The organism is Streptomyces sp. WY228 (assembly GCF_019287315.1).
Lineage (GTDB): Bacteria > Actinomycetota > Actinomycetes > Streptomycetales > Streptomycetaceae > Streptomyces > Streptomyces caviscabies.
Window position 1 is genome coordinate 5,876,666 of the sequence record NZ_CP079114.1, and the last position, 17,036, is coordinate 5,893,701.

Annotated in this window: 12 protein-coding genes and 1 pseudogene; 3 read left to right on the forward strand and 10 right to left on the reverse strand. The window is 73.5% G+C overall.

The genetic code is table 11. The features are described 5' to 3' along the window. The 9 genes from KV381_RS25890 to ligD form a co-directional block, all read right to left on the reverse strand. On the reverse strand, window positions 1-1,200 hold the full coding sequence (locus KV381_RS25890; RefSeq protein ID WP_218786463.1) for an amidase family protein: 1,200 nt from the start codon (window positions 1,198-1,200) through the stop codon (window positions 1-3). Window positions 1,201-1,237: 37 nt separating this feature from the next. After that, window positions 1,238-2,695 (reverse strand): penicillin-binding protein 2, encoded by a 1,458-nt coding sequence (locus tag KV381_RS25895; RefSeq protein ID WP_030079388.1) that lies wholly within the window; start codon window positions 2,693-2,695, stop codon window positions 1,238-1,240. Then, window positions 2,692-4,080, reverse strand: coding sequence for an FtsW/RodA/SpoVE family cell cycle protein (locus KV381_RS25900; protein ID WP_030079385.1), 1,389 nt, complete (start codon window positions 4,078-4,080; stop codon window positions 2,692-2,694). Before KV381_RS25900 ends, KV381_RS25895 begins: the two co-directional genes overlap by 4 nt. 170 nt (window positions 4,081-4,250) lie before the next feature. Further along, the gene (locus KV381_RS25905; protein ID WP_137233484.1) at window positions 4,251-4,751 is read right to left on the reverse strand and encodes an SH3 domain-containing protein; all 501 of its coding nucleotides are present in this window, start codon (window positions 4,749-4,751) and stop codon (window positions 4,251-4,253) included. A gap of 92 nt (window positions 4,752-4,843) precedes the next feature. After that, complete coding sequence (locus KV381_RS25910) at window positions 4,844-6,226, reverse strand: HAMP domain-containing sensor histidine kinase (RefSeq protein WP_218786465.1); 1,383 nt, start codon at window positions 6,224-6,226, stop codon at window positions 4,844-4,846. Beyond that, window positions 6,223-6,969, reverse strand: a complete 747-nt coding sequence (locus KV381_RS25915; RefSeq protein WP_032790160.1) for a hypothetical protein — start codon at window positions 6,967-6,969, stop codon at window positions 6,223-6,225. Before KV381_RS25915 ends, KV381_RS25910 begins: the two co-directional genes overlap by 4 nt. Window positions 6,970-7,113: 144 nt before the next feature. Next, a complete protein-coding gene (locus KV381_RS25920) occupies window positions 7,114-7,431 on the reverse strand; it encodes a zinc-ribbon domain-containing protein (protein WP_030079371.1) in 318 nt (105 codons plus the stop codon). After that, a complete protein-coding gene (locus KV381_RS25925) occupies window positions 7,428-9,650 on the reverse strand; it encodes a HEAT repeat domain-containing protein (RefSeq protein WP_218786467.1) in 2,223 nt (740 codons plus the stop codon). The genes KV381_RS25920 and KV381_RS25925 overlap by 4 nt, the downstream gene beginning before the upstream one ends. Window positions 9,651-9,831: 181 nt before the next feature. Next, window positions 9,832-10,737 (reverse strand): non-homologous end-joining DNA ligase, encoded by a 906-nt coding sequence (ligD, locus tag KV381_RS25930; RefSeq protein ID WP_218786469.1) that lies wholly within the window; start codon window positions 10,735-10,737, stop codon window positions 9,832-9,834. A 94-nt stretch (window positions 10,738-10,831) separates the two neighbouring features. On the opposite strand from ligD, the gene KV381_RS25935 reads away from it, so the two are divergent. From KV381_RS25935 to KV381_RS25945, 3 genes are all read left to right on the forward strand, one after another. After that, window positions 10,832-12,091, forward strand: coding sequence for a Ku protein (locus KV381_RS25935; protein ID WP_218786473.1), 1,260 nt, complete (start codon window positions 10,832-10,834; stop codon window positions 12,089-12,091). Window positions 12,092-12,259: 168 nt separating this feature from the next. Further along, entirely contained in the window at window positions 12,260-13,294 is a 1,035-nt protein-coding gene (locus KV381_RS25940; RefSeq protein WP_218786475.1) for a beta family protein, read from the forward strand. Between the two features lie 168 nt (window positions 13,295-13,462). After that, the gene (locus tag KV381_RS25945; protein ID WP_218786482.1) at window positions 13,463-15,226 is read left to right on the forward strand and encodes a serine/threonine-protein kinase; all 1,764 of its coding nucleotides are present in this window, start codon (window positions 13,463-13,465) and stop codon (window positions 15,224-15,226) included. Here KV381_RS25945 and KV381_RS25950 read toward each other — a convergent pair. After that, window positions 15,195-16,752, reverse strand: a pseudogene (locus tag KV381_RS25950) (hypothetical protein). The gene KV381_RS25945 and the pseudogene KV381_RS25950 overlap by 32 nt on opposite strands. Between the last annotated feature and the right edge of the window lie 284 nt (window positions 16,753-17,036).

Below are 17,036 nucleotides of genomic sequence, written 5' to 3' on the forward strand. Positions count from 1 at the left end.
TCACCGCGCGGGCGGCCTCCGGGCCGCGGGCAGGGCGTCCTCCACCGCGCGGGCCGCGGCGAGCAGTCGGAGGTCCGCGCCGCGCGCCGCCACCAGTTGGAGCCCCACCGGGCAGCCGTCCCCGGTGAATCCGGCGGGCAGGCTCGCCGCCGGATGCCCGCTCAGGTTGAACGCCCAGGTGAGCGCCGTGGAGTAGAAGTCGCCCGGGCCCTCGTGACCGTGCGGCCGGTTCGGTGTGGCGGGGGTCAGCAGCAGGGCCCCGCCGGCGAGCAGCGCCGCCAGCCGCTCGTCGTTCGTCCGCCGCACCCGCACCGCCTCCGGGTCGTCCGGCGCCCCGCCCCGTACCGCCGTCCAGGCGCCCACCGGGTCGAGCAGCCGGGCGTCGCGCTCCACCAGGCGTACGGTCCCGGCCGCGACGAGCCGGTCCACCGCCCTGCCGACGACCGCGGCCACCTCCGGGTCCACGTCCGCGAATCCGAGGTCCTCGCTGTACACGGCGGGCAGAGGCAGAGGCAGAGGCAGAGGCAGAGGCAGAGGCAGAGGCAGAGGCAGAGGCTGAGGCAGAGCCAGAGCCCGACGTATCGGCACAGGCACAGGCGTCGGCATCTTCAGGGGCGGGGCGGTGGCGGGCGTCTCGTGCCCGTCCAGCACCTGACGCAGATACGGCTCCGCCGCGGCCGCCGACCGGGCGAGCACCCCGGCCGACGCCAGCCCCGACCGGTCGGGCGAGGGGAGCAGCCCGTTCGTCGTCTTCAGCCCGAACACCCCGCACCAGGCCGCCGGGATGCGGACCGACCCGGCCCCGTCGCTGCCCGTCGCCAGCTCCACCATCCCCGCCGCCACCGCGACCGCCGACCCGGCCGATGAACCGCCCGGAGTACGGTCCGCCCGCCACGGGTTGACCGTACGGCCGTGCGCGCCCCGCCCCCAGGTCTGCCAATGGGTGCCGGGTCCGGGCACCGAGGTCGCGCCGACCGGGACCCCGCCCGCCGCGATCAGCCGGCGGGCCGCGAAGGACCGGATGCCGGAGGGACCCTTCACCGCGAACGGCAGCCCGCCCAGGGGGAGTCGCCGTGCCACGGCCTCCCGTTCCCGGGGGAGCGCCTCGTCCGGCCAGACCTCGATGAACGCGTGCAGCGCCGGGTCCAGCCGGTCGATCCGCTCCAGGGCCCGCGCCACGGCGGACGGCATCGGTGTCATGGGGCCAGTCTGCCGCTGCCCGACGCACCGGCGGGGTTCACTCCTCCAGCGCCGCCTCCATCACCGCCCGGGCGATCGGGGCCGCGCTTCCGCCGCCGCTGATGTCGGCCCGGTCGGCGGAGGCGTCCTCCACGACCACCGCCACCGCGACCGCCGGGCGGCCGGAGTCGGGGGCCTGGGCCCAGGAGATGAACCAGGCGTACGGCAGCCCGGAGTTGTCGACGCCGTGCTGGGCGGTACCGGTCTTGCCGCCGACCTTCACCCCGTCGATCGCCGCGTTCGCCCCGGTGCCGCTCTCCACGACGTCGACCATCATCCGCTGGAGCTGTACGGCCGTCGACGGGTTCATCGCCCGCTCGTACGGGCGCGAGCCCTCCTGCCGGACCGTGTCCCCGTCGTTCGTCGTCACCCGGTCCACCAGATGCGGGCGGCGCAGATCCCCGCCGTTGGCGACCGCCGACGCGACCATCGCCATCTGGAGCGGGGTCGCCGTAGTGTTGAACTGCCCGATCGAGGACTGGGCCAGCTGGTCCTCGCTCATGTCCGTGTCGAAGTTGCTCCGCGCCACCCCGGACGGGATCCGCAGCCCGGCGTCGTTGAAGCCGAACCGCTCCGCCGCGTCCACCATCCCGTCCAGCCCGACCTGCACGCCCAGATGGGCCATCACGGTGTTGCAGGAGACCCGGATCGCGTCCGCCAGGGAGGCGTTCTCGCAGCCGCTCGACTCGTTCGGCAGCGTCGTACTCGTACCGGGCAGGACGTACGGCGACGGGGTGTCCGTGGCCGCGTCGGCGTCCGTCACCGCCCGGGAGTCCAGCGCGGCCGCCGCCGTCACGATCTTGAAGGTGGAGCCCGGCGGATAGGTCTGCCGGATGGCCCGGTTGAGCATCGGCAGACTCTTGGCCGCGTTCAGCCGGGTCCATGCGTCGGTCACCGCCGCACCGGTCCCGGACAGCCGCTCGGGGTCGTACGACGGGGTCGAGACCAGCGCCAGGATCGCGCCCGTCGACGGATCCAGGGCCGCCACCGCACCCCGCCGCCCGCGCAGCCCGTCGTACGCGGCCTCCTGCATCGACGCCTTGATCGTCGTGACGACATCGCCGCCCGGCTGCCGGCCCCGGGTGAGCTCGTTCCAGAAGGGCAGCGGCGCCAGCAGCGAGTCCGTACCGGACAGGACGGCGTCCTCGGCGTTCTCGATGAGCGTGGTGCCGTACGTCTGCGAGGCGTAACCGGTCACCGGCGCGTACAGCGGGCCGTGCAGATAGGTGCGCTCGAAGCTGAGCTGCTCGCGGGTCTCCTTGTTGCCGGTCACGGGCCGGTCGCCGACCAGGATGTTGCCGCGCGGCTGGTCGTAACGGGCGATGGAGTTCCGGCGGTTGGCCGGGTTGTCGTCCAGCTCGTCGGCCTCGAAGAGCTGGACGCGGGCCGCGTTGACGAGCAGCGCCACGAGCAGCAGCAGACAGAGGGCGGCTGCCCGCCGGATGTAGCGGATCACCGGTCCTCCTCCCCGGCTTCCACGGCCGCCGCGATGACCCCGGTCTCCACCTGCTCCGGGTGCGGTCTGCGGGAGACGTCGCTGACCCGGATCAGCAGCGCCACGATGATCCAGTTGGTGACGACGGACGAGCCGCCCTGCGCGAGGAACGGCATCGCCATCCCGGTCAGCGGGATCAGCCCCATCACCCCGCCCGCGATGACGAACACCTGGAGCGCCAGGATCGACGCCAGACCGATCGCGAGCAGCCGCCCGAACGGGTCGCGCAGGGCGAGCCCGGCCCGGTAGCCGCGCGCCACGAGCAGCGCGTAGAGCAGGAAGATCGCGGTGAGCCCGCTCAGCCCCAGCTCCTCGCCGGCCGTCGCCAGGATGAAGTCGGACTTGGCGGCGAAGCCGATCAGGATGGAGTGCCCGGAGCCGAGCCCGGTCCCGAGCATCCCGCCCGCCGCGAAGGCGAACAGCGACTGGGCGAGCTGGCCGGGCCCCCGGCCCGCGTCGATCGAGGCGAACGGGTCCAGCCAGTCCTCCACCCGGCCGTGGACATGCGGTTCGAAGGAGCCCACGACGAACGCCCCGACGGCCGCCAGCAGCAGACCGACCGCGATCCAGCCGGTCCGGCCCGTCGCCACGTACAGCATGATGACGAAGAGTCCGAAGAACAGCAGCGAGGTGCCGAGATCGCGCTCCAGCACCAGCACCCCGACGCTCAGCAGCCAGATCGCCACGATCGGCCCGAGCACCCGCCCGGCGGGCAGTTGCAGCTTCCACACCCTGCGGCCGGTGTGGGCCAGCGCGTTGTGGTTGGCCGCCAGATAGGCGGCGAAGAACACCGCGAGCAGGATCTTGGCGAACTCGCCGGGCTGGAAGGAGAGTCCGCCGATCCGGATCCAGATCTTCGCCCCGTTCACGGCCGGGAAGAAGATCGGCACGATCAGCAGCGCGAGCGCGGAGGCCACCGAGAGGTACGCGTACCGCTGGAGCACCCGGTAGTCGCGCAGCAGCACCACCACGACGGTGAACAGCGCGACGCCGAGCGTGGACCAGACGAGCTGGGTCGGCGCGGCCTGGTCCCTCGGGGTCTCCAGATCGAGCCGGTAGATCAGCACCAGGCCGAGACCGTTGAGCAGGACCGCGATCGGCAGCAGCAGCGGATCGGCGTACGGGGCCCGGAAGCGGACCGCGACATGGGCGAGCAGCGCGAGCGCGCCGAGCCCGGCGCCGTACCCGGCGACATCCGGGGGCACGGCGCCGTCGTGGGCGAGGCCGACCACCGCATAGCCGAGGACGGAGATCAGGACGCCCCCGACGAGGAGGGTGAGCTCCACCCCGCGCCGCTTGGGCAGGCGTAGCTCGGGCGGGGGAGCGTCCGCCGTCGTTGCGGTCATGCTCCGCAACGTAGCAAGAGGTGCGAGGTATTTCCCTTATGTCACACCTTTGCTCATGTCAGCCCCGCCCGGGCCGGCGACCCCTGAGCGCGGGTCCGCCCGTGGAGCGCGCGGCGAGGGGGCCGGACTCCACGGGCGGACGGACACGCGGGTGTGCGGGTGACGAGAGGTCAGCACCACTTCGGCGCGGAGCCGATGTTCTCGATGTAGCGCGCCGAACCCCAGGCCCAGGTGCCGTCGGTCAGCAGGTACCAGCGGTTGTTGCCGTCGACGTTGTCGCCCTGCGTCTTGCAGAAGATGTTGACGACCGAGCCGTACTTCACCGAGCCGACGATGCGGCTGCTGCGGGTCGGCTTGTCACGGAGCAGCAGGTACGGCTTGGCGATGACCCGTCCCTTGTAGGTCCGCTTGGGCGCCTGGGGCTTGGCCTGGCCCTGCTGCTGCGCCTCCTGGCGGGCCTCCTTCTGCTGCGCCTCGTGCTCGCGCTGGAGGGCCGAGGCGGAGAGCTCGTCGGACGTCGGGTCCGGCGCGGTGGCCTCCGCGCGCTGTCCGACCGGCTGGGGGTCGGCCGCCATGGCGGCGGGAGCGGCGGCGGTGAGCGCCGCGAGCGTGCCGGTGGCGACGCAGAGACCGAGCCGGCGGAGCCGCGAGGGGCGGGACAGGGGGGACATGCTGCCTCCATACGATGAGGAAGGGACCGTGGGGGACACGAGCTGGGCTCGTGCTCGTCACGCTAAGTTCGCCACTTACAGTCCGCAACGCGTCACGATGCGTGAGGGCGGTCCTCCGTTGAGCCGTCCGGGGTGTCCGTCCCCTCCGGGGCCCCGTCCTGGCCCGGATTCCCGCCGGAATCCCCGTCGTCGAGCCGCACGTACTCCGGCAGGGTCAACCGGGCGAGCGCCCCGCCGTCCGGCGGATCGGTGAAGTCCAGCCGGGCGCCGATCACCTGGGCCTGGCCGAGGGCGATGGTCAGCCCGAGGCCGTGGCCCTTGCCCGCGCCGTCCGTGCGGAACCGCTGCGGCCCGCCGTCCAGCAGATACGCCGGGAACCCCGGCCCGTGATCGCGTACGGAGACCACCGCGCCGTCCACGCTCAGCACCACCGGAGGGCCTCCGTGCCGGTGGGCGTTGGCCACCAGATTGCCGAGCACCCGCTCCAGGCGCCGCCGGTCGGTCTCCACCCGGGCCGCGCCGTTCACCCGTACCTCGGTGTCGGTGCCCGAGGCCCGCACGACCCGCTCCACCACCGGTGCGAGATCGTGCACGGCGAGGTCGACCTGTTCAGTACGGGCGTCGAGCCGGGAGATCTCCAGCAGGTCCTCGGTCAGCGCCCGCATGGCCTTCACCCGGTCGCGCACCAGCTCCGCCGGGCGGCCCGGCGGCAGCAGTTCGGCGGCGGCCGACAGACCGGTCAGCGGGGTGCGCAGCTCGTGCGCCACATCGGCGGTGAACCGCTGCTCGGTCTGCAGCTTGCGCTGGAGGGTCGAGGCCATGGTGTCGAGCGCGCCCGCCACGATCGCCACCTCGTCCTGGGCGCGGACCGGACGCGCGGTGCGCGGGTCGTCCACCCGGGCGTCGAGGTCGCCCGCGCTGATCCGGCGGGCCACCCGGGCGCTCTGGTGGAGCCTGCGGGTCACCCGGCCGACGGCGAACAGCCCGACGAGCAGGGTGGCGGCGATGGCCAGCAGCGAGGAGCCGATGATCGCCCGGTCGAGGCCGCCGATGGTGCGGGCGCTGTGGCTGTAGTCCGTCCAGGTGGCCAGCGCCCGCCCGTCCGCCGGGCCCGCCGCCCACATGGCGGGGCCGCCCTGCCCGTCCGGGTCGCCCGGCCGGTGCGGTCCGTCCGCGACCACGGTGCCGCGCTCGCCGCCCGCCGCCAGGGCCCGCAGCGAGGCGGGCAGGCCCGGCGGGTCGATGCCGGAACCCCGGGGCAGCGGCTCCCCGGCCTCGTACGCGTCGGTGACCACCTCCAGCCGGGCCAGTGCCTTCTCGCGGGCGTGGTCGACGGTCTGCCGGGTGACCGCGGTGTGTACCAGGACGCCGAGGAGGGCGGCCAGGGTGCAGCACATCGCGGTCAGGAAGACCGCGGACTTCCAGGTGAGGCTCGCGGTCCAGGAGGGCGAGCGGAACCGGCGCCGACGGCTCATGGCGTCTCCGCGGGCGTACGGGTGGCGGCGTCGGCGGACGGCGTCGGCGTGCGTCGCGGCTTCGGGGCCTTCCGGTGCTCGGGCGTCCGGAGGATCTCGTCCCGGGTGGGCAGCATCGCGCGCTGCCGGTCGTCCCAGGACCACGCGGTGCGGTACTCGTACCCCGGGATCACCGACGGAGCCCGCATGATCACGTCCCGGCCCGCCAGTTCCACGCTGATGACGGCGTCGTAGGTGGACATGATCCGGGTGAGCCCGCCCTTGTCCGGCATGTACACGCGCACGGCGAGCTGTCGATCGGGCATGCGGATGCCCAGCACCAGTTCGTCCCTGCCGTCGCCGGTCAGGTCGCGGTAGTACGGCGCGAGCACCGGGCAGTCGTCCGGGGCGGTCCGGCACGCCGTGATCTGCCGGACCGTCGCGTCCGGCAGCTCGTCCAGCCCGCTGTCCCGGTTCGTCCTGGCCTTCAGACCGGCCTGGGCCACGGTCACCGGGTCCAGCCGGCGCACCTCGTCGCCGGGCACCCGGATGCCCGGGATGCGCGCGGTCTCGCCCTCGCCGTAGTCGTACGGGGCGGAGGAGGCGGGCGGCAGATCCGGCCAGAGGTGCTGGGGCTCGACGGCCGACGGCGCGTCCCCGGCGCTCTTCAGCCCGCCGGCCCCGCCGCAGCCGGACAGCAGGGCGAGCGCGGCGACGGCGAACACGGCGGTACGGGTCGCCGCCGGGGCGCGGTGCGGGCGCACGGCTCGCCTCCTCCTCGACGACAGAGGCTTCACACCCTAATCGGACGGCCGTGTGCAATGCCCGGTTCGCACCACTGCGTGACGGTGCGTGGCTCCACGGTCGCCGCAGGGGCGGTGCTGGGGGAGGGCCGGCTCAGATCCGGGTCAGCGCTGGTACGGGTTCTGGCCGGGCGGGGTGGCGCCGGGCTGCTGCGGGGCCTGGCCGTAGGCGTTGCCGTCCTGCCCGGCCGCGGCCTGGGCGAGCAGCCGGTCCGCCTCCTCCTTGGGTATCTGCCGCTCCCCGCCGCAGAACGTGCACTGCGTGGCGTACTTCGTCGAGAACGGGAACAGCGGCACGAAGAACAGCGTGAACTTCGTGACCCGCTTGCGCAGGGTGTGCGCCGCCGGATTGCCGCACCAGCCGCAGACCATCGTCAGAACGGCCAGCTGGTAGAGGTAGCCCTTGGTACCGAAAATGATCATGCCGTGGTCCCTTTCCCCGTCCCCCGGAGCGCCCGTCGGCACAGCTCCAGGAGCTTTTCGTCCTCGTGGATGTCATGACTGCCGTACCCGCCGTCGATCGCGTTGTGACGGCGTACGGAGGCGAGTTCGCTCCGCAGGACGTGTGCCGCTGCCGACCCTTCCGGGACCGGCCCCATCCGTGCCACGCATTCTGCCACCCGGACCCGGACATGACGGCTCCGCTCCCAGCCGGCGAGCAGCGCCTCGGTGGACTCCTGCGGCCGGCCGGTCACCTCCCACAGCGCGACCGCCGCGTCCACCCGCAGCCACAGCTCCTCGTGCGCCAGCAGCCCGCGCAGCCGGGGCGCGACCACCGCGGCGCGCGGCCCGAGCGCCCCCAGCGCCGTCGCCGCCGCCCGCCGGTCGTGCACCTGGTCCGACTGGAGGCCCTCGATCAGCACCGGCAGCACCGCCTCGGCGTCCCCGGAGATCGCGAACAGCGCCTCGGCCGCCTCCGTCGCGGAGGCCGTCCCCGGCCGGCGGATCAGCGCCCGCAGCTCCGGCACCGCCTCACGCGCCGCGGGCCCGAACGAACCCAGCGCCCGCAGCGCCGCCGTACGCAGCCACTCGCCCCGGTACTCCGGCGCCCCGCGCAGCACCCGCAGCACCTCGGGGGCCGCCTCGCCCGCCCGCAGCCCGGTCAGCCCGGCCAGCAGCGGGCTCGCCCGGTCGTAGGCGCCCTCGTCCAGCTCGACCTCCGCGAGCCTGCGCCGCAGCGCCCCGGCGAGCGGCCGGGCCGCCGCGCCCAGATGGCCCACCGCGAACCCCACGTCGTGCGCCACCTGCTCCAGCTCCAGCGCCGCCGCGAGCGCGGGCACCGCACGGGCGTCGCCGAGGCGGGCCAGGGCCTTGACGGTGGAGCCGAGCCCGGGCGGACCGCTGGCCCAGGTCTTCACCCAGCTCCCCGGGTCGGCGGCCAGCCGGGCGGCCAGGGCGTCGGCGGCGGGCGCGGCGAGGCCGAACAACTCCTCCAGGACGTGGGACGCGGCCTCGGACAGGCGGGGCTCGGGGTCGGCGAGCTGATCGCCGATGAGCGCCACCAGCTCCTCGTACGGGCCGCGCCAGGCCCGTATGAGCCCGCCGCTCATCCGGACGGCGTCGATGCGCTGGCGGCGGTCGGGGCTGCGCAACTGGTCGGCGAGCAGCGCGGTGCGGTCGCCCACCCGGTCGTCGAGGCCGACGTGCAGGGTGCGCAGCAGATCGGCGGCCCAGGGGGTGCCGGATCCGGCGTTCTCCTGGGCCGAGAGCGAACGCAGCTGCCCCACGAGCGTCGGCGTCACGACGTGCTCGCCCCGCCCGGTCTCCGCCGGTGCGGCCGGCTCGGGGTCCGCCGGCTCCGCGTCCGGCGTCGGGTCCGGCTTCGGGTCCGGGCCGGCGTCCGGCTCGTCCGCCGCCCGCGCGGCGTCCCCTTCCGGCGCGGCGGCCCCTCCCGGGGCGCTGGGCTCCTTCGGCGTCGAACGCATCTCGCGCAGCAGCCCCGAGACCACCGGCACCACATCACCGGGCAGCCCGTCCGGCGAACACCGCGCCAACTGCGCCAGGGCCGCGAGCCGCAGCCCCGGCGAGTGCGCCCGGGACGCCAGCCGGCCCAGCCACTCCGCCGCCCGCCCCGCCAGCGGCCGGTGCCGCAGCGCGACCCGGCCGGCCGCCTCCACCAGGGCGAGCCGCACCTCCTCGTCGGGCTCCACCGGCAGCCGCTCGCGCAGCAGCGCGAGCACCCGCACGGGGTGCCGGTGCAGCGTGGCGAGCGCCAGCGGGGCCGCGAGCCGTACGCCGGGGTCCTCGTCGGCGATCAGCTCGAAGAACACCCCCGCGCCCGCGGTGACCGCCGCAGCCGCCATCGCGTAGTTCGCGGCGCCCTCGATCTCGTCCTCGTCGATCTCCGCCTCGTCGTCCTCGTCGAGGTCGAAACCGCCGATGCTGGTGAGCAGTTCGACCACACTGCCCCGGTCCTGCACGCCCGGGTCCACGACCAGCTCGAACAGGAACGGGATGCACGCGAGCGTGCACGCGTACACATCGCCCTGGTGGTGCACCGCGCCGTACATGCCGTCGAGCGCCGCCTCCCGCTCCGCCGGATCGTCGGAGGCGAGCCCCCGCAGCAGCTCCGGCACATCGTCGGCAGGCCCGTAGGCATGCTCCATCGAAGCCCAGTCGACCTCATCGATCCCCGAGAACACGCCATCCCCTCCCCACGACCACGACAGCGCCCGGACCGGCGCGCACGCTGGCGCGCCCTGTCCGTCACACCTCTCCCGGCGCGCCCCGTAGAAAGCGCCTGCGCAGAGTGTGCACCACGGCTCCGACAATCCACCCGCCACTTGTGGCCTTTCCTCGGGCCGTAACGAGGTCATGACCCGGTCAAGATGATTCGGTGGTGCGGGGGAGCGGACGGGCCTGCTCCGGATCGTTCAGCGGGGCGAGCAGATCGCCGTACCGGTCCAGCCGTCCGGCCATGTCCCCGGCGCGGAACACCAGGGCTCCGGCCTCCCGGCACCCCGCGATCTCGTCCCAGCCGACCGGGGCCGAGACGGTGGGCTCGGGCCGGGCCCGCAGGGTGTAGGGCGTGGCGGTCGTCTTGGACGCGGCGTTCTGGCTGAAGTCGACGAACACCTTGCCCGGCCGCAGGGCGCGCTTCATCCGGTGCAGCGCCAACCCCGGCAGGGCCGCCTCCGCCTCCACCGCGAGCCGCTTCGCGTACGCGGACACCTCGCCGGAGGGGGTGGGCTCCAGCGGGACCAGCAGATGCAGCCCCTTGGACCCGGACGTCTTCCCGTACGCGAACAGCCCGTCGGCCGCCAACCGCTCCCGCAGCCAGAGCGCCACCGTGCAGCACTCCACGACGGTCGCGGGGGAGCCGGGGTCCAGATCGAGGACCATCCGGTCGGCGATCTCCGGCGCGTCGGTGCGCCACTGCGGGGTGTGGAACTCCACCACCAGGTTGGCCGCCCACATCAGCGAGGCCAGATCCCGCACGACCACCTGCCGGGCGTTTTGGTCCTCGCTCCGGGGAACGGCGGCGGTGGCCACCCAGGCGGGTGTACCGGGCGGCGGATTCTTGGTGAAGAAGAGCTGGCCGCCCGGCCCGTCCGGATACCGCAGGAAGGACACCGGACGGTCGCGCAGATGGGGCAGGATCACGCCGCTCACCGTGGCCGCGTAGTAGTGCAGCACCTCGCCCTTGGTCGTCCCGGTGGCCGGATACAGAACCTTGTCGAGATTGCTGAGCGAGACCCGTCGCCCCTCCACCTCGGTGATCGGCGTCATACGATAAGAGTCACATGAAATCGGACGAAAACGTCTGAATCTTCCAACGTTTTCATCTGCCAGAGAGTCCTTGGCGGTCGACAAGGGGTGAACGGTGAGGTCTATATGGAACGGCGCGATCTCCTTCGGGCTGGTCAGCATCCCGATCAAGCTGGTCAACGCCACCGAGAACCACTCGATCCACTTCCGGCAGATCCACCTCGCCGACGGTGGCCGGATCCGGTACCGCAAGGTCTGTGAACTGGACGAGGAGGAGGTCGGGGCCGGCGACATCGGCAAGGCCTACGAGGACGCCGACGGCACGATGATCCCGATCACCGACGAGGACCTCGCCCAGCTCCCGCTGCCCACGGCGAAGACCATCGAGATCGTCGCGTTCGTGCCCGCCGACCAGATCGACCCGCTCCAGATGGACGCGGCGTACTACCTCTCCGCCAACGGAGTCCCGGCCGCCAAGCCGTACACCCTGCTCCGCGAGGCCCTCAAGCGCAGCAACAAGGTCGCCGTCGCCAAGTACGCGCTGCGCGGCCGCGAACGGCTCGGCATGCTCCGCGTCGTCGACGACGTGATCGCCATGCACGGCCTGCTGTGGCCGGACGAGATCCGCGCCCCCGAGGGCGTCGCCCCGGACGGCGACGTCACGGTCCGCGACGCTGAACTCGACCTGGCGGACGCCCTGATGGACACGCTCGGCGAGGTCGACATGGACAGCCTCCACGACGACTACCGGGAGGCGGTGGAGGAACTCATCGCCGCGAAGGCCTCCGGCGAGAACGTGCGCCCGGCCGAGACCGAGGACGCAGGCGGCGGCAAGGTCATCGACCTGATCGCGGCCCTGGAGAACAGCGTGCAGGCGGCCAGGAAGTCCCGGGGCGAGCAGGACGCCGACGCACAGGACGCGGACGGCGGTGACGGCGACGGAGAAATGGCCGACGTCCACCCCATCAAGAAGACCGCCGGGAAGACCGCCGGGAAGTCCACCGGCAAGTCCACCGGCAAGTCCACCGGCAGGTCCGCCGGAAAGGCCTCCGAAGGGTCCACCGGGAAAGAACCGGCGAGGTCGTCCGGGGGTACCACGAAGAAGACCACGCACCGCACCCCGACCGGCAAGACGGTCACCCGCTCCGGAAGCTCCACGACGAAGAAGTCCGCCCCCAAGTCCACCGGCGCGAAGAAGTCCACATCGACGGCGAAGAAGTCGTCGGGACGCGGTGCGCGTTCCGGGAGCAGCGGCAGCGGCAGCGGCGGAAGCCGGGCGACCGGCAAGAAGACCGCGGCGAAGAAGCAGACGTCGTCGAGCAACGGCACCACGGCCAAGAAGACGACCGCCACCCGCAAACGCGCCTCGGCCTGACGGCGGCTGCTGCCGGCTCTCTCCGCGCTGCTCGTCCCGGAGAGGGCAGCGAGGACCGCCCGGGCGCATTTCGCGCCGATTGGCTGAGAACGCCCTCTTTCTCGCCCCTGCCGGTCCATCGCACGCTGGATGCGGACGACGGGTGCGTGGAGCGTCGAGGGGGCCGCCATGTCCGTACCGCTGCCGTTGTACGTGCCGAGGCTTCCGACCCGTTCGTCCGCGACGCGCGCGTACGGCGATCTCACGCCGGACGTCCGGCGCAAGGTGGCTCCCTTGTGGACGTTGCCGCCGAGCACGACCGGCGACACCGCGCAGCTGCGCAGGGCAGCTCACCGGGCCGCCCATGCGCAGCGCCACAGTCCGGCCTGGCTGGACGCCCCCTACGCGGACCGGACGACGGGCCTACCGGCCACCCTGCTTCCCGAAGTGTGGGCCGGATCGTCGCTGCGGCCGGTGACCGGGCCGGAACGCCCCCCGGAACAACAGCGGTCGGCCATCCGGTCGGCGGTGGCCGGTTTCGGTGAGATCGGCATACGCGTCGCGCTCCCGGGCGGCTGGAACGAAGGGTGCGCCGACGACACCCGACGCCTGCTCGACTCACTCGACCACGGGGTCCGCCGAGATCTTCTCCTCGACCTGGACGCGGTGCGGGAAACCCGGCCGGACGCGGGAAAGGAAGCCCTGCGGGCGCTCGACGCCCTGCTTCCGCTGACGGCCTGGAACCGCGTCGCGGTGATCGCGGGTGGATTCCCCGAGGACGTCAGCGGGATCGAGGTGGCGGGAACCGATGAGGCGCCTCGTCACGAACTCGCCCTGTGGCACGAGATCCTGGAGAACCGGCCCGGCTACCGGGAGCTGCTTCACTACGGGGACTACGCACCGTTCGCCGCCCGCTCACTGAGGCAGGAGCACCGGGGCGGGGGAGGCCCGCCGTGGGGGCTGCTCCGCTACACGACCGGGCGCGCGTACCTGCTCGCCAAGGTTCCCACCCGTGGGGACGCCCGCGCGGAGACGATCCGTGCGGCGGCCCGGTGGATCACGGACCAGGAGGACTACCAGGGGCCGTCCGCGGGCGCGGGTGAGCGTTGGCTGTGGAACTGCGCCCGGGGCGAGGGAAGCAAGGGCACCGGCGCGGCGGCGGACTGGGGCCGAACAGCGATCAGCCAACACCTCACCCACGTCGTACGGCAGTCGGCCGGCTGAGCCCGTACCGCAGCGCAGTGCCGCGCGGTACCGGCACACCCGCCCACCGCACCGCACCGCCTCCGTCCGCTGTCGTACGTCCACTGCCGTGACGTGCTGCGGCCCGCTCCCGCTCCCGACCCCCGCCCCCGCGACCCGCTGTCGTACGCCCCCCGTACGCTACGGCCCATGAGCGAAGAGGCCCCTGCGAGACGGGTGATCGACGGCCGCTTCACGCTGGTGGAGCGGCTCGGCAGTGGTGGTATGGGCATGGTCTGGCGGGCCCGGGACGAGGCGCTCCACCGTGATGTCGCGCTCAAGGAAGTCCGGCCCCCGGACCCGGCGCTCGAGGACTACGACCCCGAAGGCGCCCGCACGCTGCGTGCCCGGGTGCTGCGCGAGGCCCGGGCCCTGGCCCGGGTCGACCATCCCAACGTGGTCACCGTCCACCACATCGTCGACCCCGGCGAGGAGGGCTACCCGTGGATCGTGATGGAGCTGGTGGCCGGCTCCTCGCTGCACGAACGGCTCGCCGCCGGGCCCATGGAGCCCGCCGAGGCTGCCGAACTGGGGCGCGGCATCCTCTCCGCCCTCCGCGCCGCCCACGCGGTCGGCATCCAGCACCGTGACGTCAAGCCCGCCAACGTGCTCCTGCGCACCGACGGCCGCCCCGTCCTCACCGACTTCGGCATCGCCGCCATCCGGGAGTCGACGAGCCTCACCGCCACCGGGGCCCTCATCGGCTCGCCCGACTACATAGCCCCCGAGCGCATCCGGGGCACCGAGGGCGATCCGTCCTCCGACCTCTGGTCGCTCGGCATGATGCTGTACGTCGCCGTCGAGGGCCGCCACCCGCTGCGCCGGGCCACCACCCTGGCCACGCTGGCCGCCGTGCTCGACGAGGAGATCCCGCCGCCGGCCCGGGCCGGGGCCCTCACCCCGGTGCTGACCGCACTCCTCACCCGGAACATCCCGGCCCGCCCGGACGCCGAAGCCCTCGACCGCATGCTGGCCGAGGCCGCGCGCACCGGCGGGAGCCCGGCCCCGACGCCCACGGAGCCCGTACGGGAACGGCCCGCGTCCGTGCACACCACGCCCACGCAGACGGCCTCCGTGTCTCCGCCCGCCGCGCCAGAGGACCGCGTACCGACGGGCTACGGCCACGGCCACGGCCACGGCTACCAACAGGTCGTCACCGGACCGTTCGCCACCCCGGGCGCTCCGGGCGCTCCGGGCTCCCCGGAAGAGCGCCAACGCCGGGTCCTGCGCCGGGTCCGGATGATCAGCGCCGCCTCGTCCGTCGTCTCGGCCGTGGTCATCGCGGGCGTCATCCTCTGGATGGTGGACCCGTTCTCCAAGGGCTCCGACAGCGACGACCGCCCCCGCGACAGCGCCAGCGCACCGCAGGCATCGGCCCCGGCCCCGGCCGCCGACGGTGCGGGCGCGTCCGACCCGTCCGACCCGTCCGACTCGTCCGACGAGAAGGACGTACCGGAGCCCGAGAACCTGCTGACCCCGGACGGAGCGCGGGCCGCGATCAAGGCACTGAAGCCGCTCATGGGCGGAACGAAGGTCACCGACTTCACCCTCTACGGCGAACACGCCTCCGCCGAGGCGCCGCTGAAGTCCAACGCCGCGCTGTACGACCGCTTCAGTTACCGCGACGGCCGGGCGGAGAACGACGACATGGGCGGCACCCTGATGTCCGGGTCCGCGACGATCGACCTGAACTCCGTCGACTGGGACGTGCTGCCCGCCCTGCTGAAGACGGCGGAGAAGACGCTCAACGTCGACGAGCCGGAAAGCCGTTACGTGATCGTGGACCCCGCCTCGCCCTTCCACGAAGACCGCCCGGTGCTGCGCGTGTACGTCTCCGACTCGCACGGCGGCGCCTTCCTCACCGCCGAGCTGGACGGCCGGGTCATCGAGAAGAACCCGCGTCCCAAGGGCTGAGCACCGGCTGGATCGGGTCCGGGAGCAGCGGCAGGTCCAGGTCGAACGGGCTGCGCTCGATGACGTACGTGCAACTGGTGTAGGTGTAGCCCGGCTGGACCTTCGTGCCGGAGGAGTAGCTGTCCACCCGGGCGGTCACGCCCGTGCCGTGCTTGTAGAGGAAGTGGTACTCCCCGGCGGGCAGCTGAAGCCGTGCCTTCGGATAGTTCCTGCCGCTCGCCCCGCAAGCCTGCCGCGCTCCGTCGGAGGCGCTGTACCGCTTGCAGCCGGCACAGGCCTTCAGCGTGACGGTGCCGGTGACCGGGCCGGTGTAGAGCACCTCGACCGCGTTCGGCGCGTCATTGCTGATGACCAGCTCCATCCGGGCCCCTCCGGGCCGCTTCGACGGCGGCAGCCGCTTGCCCGCGGCCGGCCGGTCGTCGGCTATCTCCGCCGCGATGGCGATGTCCCGCGCCCGCCGCACCCGCCCGTCGCTCTTGTACGTCCGCGCGAAATCGGTCAGCGTCGTGCGCGCCGCGTCGAACTTCCGGTCCTTGAACTGGTCGACCCCGCAGGCGTACGAGCCGTTCTTGACGCCCTCGTCGGCATCGGCGCGCAGCGACTTCACGTTTTCGGCGGGGAGCCCGGACGCGGTGGCGCCGAGGCTGCGCAGCACGCCGGTGGCCGCACACGGCTCGGCCCCCTTCACCGCCTTCACCTGGGCCGTGGCCGCCGCCCGCCCAGCTGCGCGGAGCGGAATCGCCGCAGCCGTACAGCGACTCGGCGAGGGGCTCGTCCGGCCAGGCGGCCAGGGCCCCGAGAAGCTTCGCGTCGACCGAGTCCGGCAGCCCGCGCAGATAGGTCAACGGCTCCACCGCCTCGCAGTGCCGCTTCTTCGCGTACGGGGCGGAGACGGCGTCGTAATACGTCTTCAGGCGGTCCGGGACCAGCTGGGCGGCCCGGGAGCCGGGATGGTCGTCGCCGAGCGCGCGATAGACGTCGAGCCCCTTCTCGTACTCCCCCTTGGCCGAACCGAACGGCTGCCGCGAGGCCACCGCGACCCGCTCGTCCCCGGCCGCCAGCCGGTCCAGCAGCATCTGCTCCCGCGCCTCGTCCCGCGCGGATCCGTACACCACCGCCCCGCCCGCCGGCACGGCCAGCAGCACCACCCCGAGCCCGACTGCCAGGACGGGCCGCCACGCCCCGCCCAGCGCCGAACGCCGGGCGATCCGGGCCCCGTCGGCGGCGGCGAGCACCAGGACGAGCAGATACCCGACGAGGACACCCGCGGGCACCCCGTCCGGATCGGCGGGCAACGCCACCCACAGCAGCACCGCCGTGGCCGCCCAGCATCCGGCAGCCCGCACCCAGCGCCCCAACAGGGCGTAACCCAGCCCGAGTCCGGTCAGATTGAGCAGCGCGGCCCCGACCGCACGCAGAGCCGCACCGGGCGGCGGCGGCCCGACGGAAGGCGCATGGGCAGGAGGCGGCGGCACGGGCCCGTCGGCCCCGTACCCCGCAACGCCGTACCGATCACCGGACTCCATAACGGTCCCCCACCGTCGAGCCGAAAAGTCACCGGGAATCTGCCCCGTTCCGTCACCGGTCACGCGCGGTCGCGGCAGCCTCTTCGTGCGCCGGGCCACCGCCGCGCCGGCCCACCCTCTAAACTGCCGAACGCCGCGACTGGCGCGTGCCCCGGCAGGGGCGCTCCGTGGAACCGACCACGAGGAAGCGGCACACCCCGGGTGCGCCCGGGGCGTCATCTCCGGAGAGCCGTCCGCCTGGGCATCCGGGTCCACGCCGCGTACGGCGGCCGACCCGGAAGGAC